This is a genomic window from Methylophaga muralis, assembly GCF_001720165.1.
In the GTDB taxonomy this organism is placed as follows: domain Bacteria; phylum Pseudomonadota; class Gammaproteobacteria; order Nitrosococcales; family Methylophagaceae; genus Methylophaga; species Methylophaga muralis.
Genome location: NZ_MCRI01000073.1, coordinates 1 through 3,288, shown reverse-complemented (window position 1 = coordinate 3,288; position 3,288 = coordinate 1). Strand labels below are relative to the sequence as shown.

General features: G+C 42.6%; 5 protein-coding genes. 4 read left to right on the top strand and 1 reads right to left on the bottom strand.

The annotated features are described in order from the left end of the window. Nucleotides 1-187 precede the first annotated feature (187 nt). From A9E74_RS13520 to A9E74_RS13505, 4 genes are all read left to right on the top strand, one after another. Nucleotides 188-880, top strand: a complete 693-nt coding sequence (locus A9E74_RS13520; protein ID WP_069297122.1) for a class I SAM-dependent methyltransferase — start codon at nt 188-190, stop codon at nt 878-880. 86 nt (nt 881-966) lie between these two features. Further along, nucleotides 967-1,578: a sugar O-acetyltransferase gene (locus A9E74_RS13515; protein ID WP_281198109.1), complete on the top strand. Its 612-nt coding sequence runs from the start codon at nt 967-969 to the stop codon at nt 1,576-1,578. 89 nt (nt 1,579-1,667) lie between these two features. After that, entirely contained in the window at nt 1,668-1,910 is a 243-nt protein-coding gene (locus A9E74_RS15100) for a DUF4160 domain-containing protein (protein ID WP_425412325.1), read from the top strand. Continuing rightward, on the top strand, nt 1,891-2,151 hold the full coding sequence (locus tag A9E74_RS13505) for a DUF2442 domain-containing protein (protein WP_069297120.1): 261 nt from the start codon (nt 1,891-1,893) through the stop codon (nt 2,149-2,151). Before A9E74_RS15100 ends, A9E74_RS13505 begins: the two co-directional genes overlap by 20 nt. Before the next feature lie 193 nt (nt 2,152-2,344). On the opposite strand, the gene A9E74_RS13500 is transcribed toward A9E74_RS13505, so the two are convergent. After that, nucleotides 2,345-2,914, bottom strand: a complete 570-nt coding sequence (locus A9E74_RS13500) for a type 1 glutamine amidotransferase domain-containing protein (RefSeq protein ID WP_069297119.1) — start codon at nt 2,912-2,914, stop codon at nt 2,345-2,347. Nucleotides 2,915-3,288: the final 374 nt, after the last annotated feature.

Sequence of the window (3,288 nt, the reverse complement as noted above, 5' to 3'; positions counted from 1 at the left end):
GGGTCAGAGTGTTTGATGCTTCAGTCATCTTGGTTTGTTTGAAGAGTATTTTTCTGACAACACATTAAGTTAAAAACCAAAGGGGTCATTCACCCTTGAAAAGTCTCAACCTCTACCCTATTTACAAAGCACATACTTAAACCTCATCAAACGAATAAATCATCAAAATTTAACAGGAGCTTTTAGAATGAACTCCAACTCCCCTGTGATCGACCATTTTACAAATGGTGCAATGGTTTATGACGAGCGAAACCTGCAGCTGGCCCCAATTGCCGATAATATGCATTTTCTGATTAGGCTTATTTTAAAAAATGCTCCACTTCAGGCACGCATTCTTTGTGTAGGTGTTGGCACAGGCGCCGAGATAATTTCACTTTCCAAATCATTTCCTCAATGGACATTTGTTGGCGTCGACCCGTCTATCGGCATGCTGGATGTTTGCCGTGAAAGACTCGTCGAAGCTGGCGTGCAGGATCGCTGTGAACTGATTCATGGATACGTTGATGACGCTCCTGAAGGTGAAAGCTTTGATGCGGTGTTAAGTGTTCTGGTTGCCCACTTCGTGAAGCGTGAAGACAGATTGAATTTTTATCAGGCAATGTATAGTCGCTTACGCACTAATGGATTTTTGGTTAATACTGAAATCAGCTTTGATTTGGACTCAGCCGAATTTCCATTCATGTTAAAAAACTGGGAAGCAGTGCAATCGATGATGGGAGCCACTCCGGAATCACTGGCGAACCTGTCCATGCAACTTCGCGAAATGCTTTCTGTTATCTCACCAACAGAAACTGAACACCTGCTAAAACACACTGGAATTGACGTGCCGATAAGGTTTTTTCAGGCGTTTATGATTTGCGGATGGTATGGAATCAAATAGACAGACGCATTTGAAATACAAAAACTGCCTATTAAGATTCAAAAATGTCTGGCCCCTCGATTAAATAGAGGGTTTACTGCTTCTTCTTGGGGAGTTCGTTTCTTTTTCAACCAAAGAAATCAAAAGGGTCAGACACCATTAAATATATAACAGAAAAAGAAAAAATGATTTCAGGTGAATTATATGACCCGAATGACGATGAGCTTTTGAAGTTACGTCTTGAGGCTCGCTTGCTTACTGAAAAACTCAATCAAACCAGCGTTAGTGATGCGGATAAAAGAATTGAAATAATAAAATCGTTATTTGGAAGTACTGGTCATTCGATTCATATTGAGTCACCTTTCAACTGCGACTACGGCGTGAATTTACATGTTGGAGAAAATTTTTATGCCAACTTTGGCTGCGTTATCCTAGACGTTACTGCAGTTAGAATCGGTGATAATTGTTTCTTAGGACCTCAGGTGGGGATTTATACCGCAACACATCCCATAGACCCGATTAGAAGAAACAATGGTTTAGAGTATGGTAAACCTGTATCCATAGGACATAACTGCTGGATTGGTGGTCACGCAACGATCAATCCTGGTGTGACTCTAGGTAATAATGTTGTGGTTGCTTCGGGTGCTGTCGTTACAAAAAGTTTTGGTGACAACGTGGTGATTGGTGGCAATCCGGCAAGGGTGATTAAAGAAATCTAGAATTGAAAGGCCGCCCACTAATAATTATTATGAGGTCAACAGCCTCATTAAAAAGTATCAATGGATTTGAGCTGAATAAATAGTTAAGGATGAATATGCCAACGATAATGCGGATCGGGCCATACAGATTTTTCTTTTTTAGTAATGAAAGCGGTGAGCCAGCCCATATACATATTCAGAGAGAGCGAATGTTGGCTAAATTTTGGTTGAGACCTGTGACATTGGCTAGTTCAATACATTTCTCGCCAAAAGAGCTTAGAAAACTTGAAGAATTGGTTATACAAAATAGAGAAACTTTTATGGAGGTTTGGAATGAGTACTTTGGCAGTTGAGCTTCATCCTCAAGCAATTAAGGTGCACTTCACTGATGTAGCCATTGTTGTTGACTTAGCTGATGGTCGCACCGTATCGGCACCATTGGTTTGGTTCCCCCGATTATCTTCTGCATCTTCAGAAAAACTTGCTAACTGGGAGCTACTTGGCGATGGTGAAGGAATTCATTGGCCGGATATCGACGAAGACCTCAGTGTTGCAGGTCTATTAGCGGGGACTCACCCTATTAGTAATCCATAAGTTCAGAATCAATCAAAGCTACGATTGTTACAATCTTCAGGAGATTGTTGGGTTTCGTAAATTCTATAAGTCCGTTCCCACGCAGGAGCGTGAGAACGAGAAAACTAACTTCAAAAAGGCAGATTTATTTAATTAACTAAAATAAACCCGCCCCCCTTTCGATCTTGAATCCGGCTAATCAAGCCCGCTGGTATTAATGTTTACCTTCGGCGAATTCTTCAATGGCTTTGCTGCAAAACGCTTCGAGATCATCTGGTTTCCGACTGGTCACCAGCCCCTGATCCACTACTACTTCCTGATCTACCCAGTTGCCACCTGCATTCTGAATATCAGTACGAAGACTTGGCCATGATGTAAGTGTTCTCCCATCAAGTACGTCTGCTTCTACTAGTGTCCAGGGGGCATGGCAAATAGCTGCCACAGGCTTTTGTTCGGTGAAAAAAGCACGGACAAACTCAACTGCATTTTGATCTGTTCGTAATGCGTCCGGGTTGGCTACACCACCAGGCAGTACTAGACCATCATAATCGTCGGCCGATACATCAGCGATGCTTTTATCCACCTGAAACGCATCGCCTTTGTCGAGATGGTGATAACCCTGGACTTTGCCCTCTTCCAAAGCTATTAATTCTGCTTCGGCGCCTGCAAGCTTGATTTTCTCCCAGGGCGTCGTTAATTCGATCTGTTCAAAGCCGTCGGTAACGAGAAACGCAATTTTTTTGCCCTGCAGGGAGTTTCTATCTTGTGTTGATGAGTTTTGCATTGGTAGGTCTCCTGATAAGTTAAGCGCTAACCTATTGATGGTTTAAGCGCTGAGGCTGTCTACCAGTAATTAACGCAAGGACAATGCCAGTTAAGAATTCACCGTGGAGATGGTTACTGGCCGTGCGTGTTGGTTTTTAGCCCAACGTTTTGGCTTCTCAGGAAATGAACTTTTTACAACTCCGTCAGTAAGATTTACAGCTTGAGTCCGTTCCCACGCAGGAGCGTGTGAACGAGAATTTATGGTAGGTTGGCGCTGAGGCACGAAGCCCAACAATTTCACTGCCTTTTTCCAATCAAATGATTTACGCACGAGACATCTCATTTATATCCGCTTTCATGAAAAATAATGTCCGGCTATAAAGCTCTGTATCG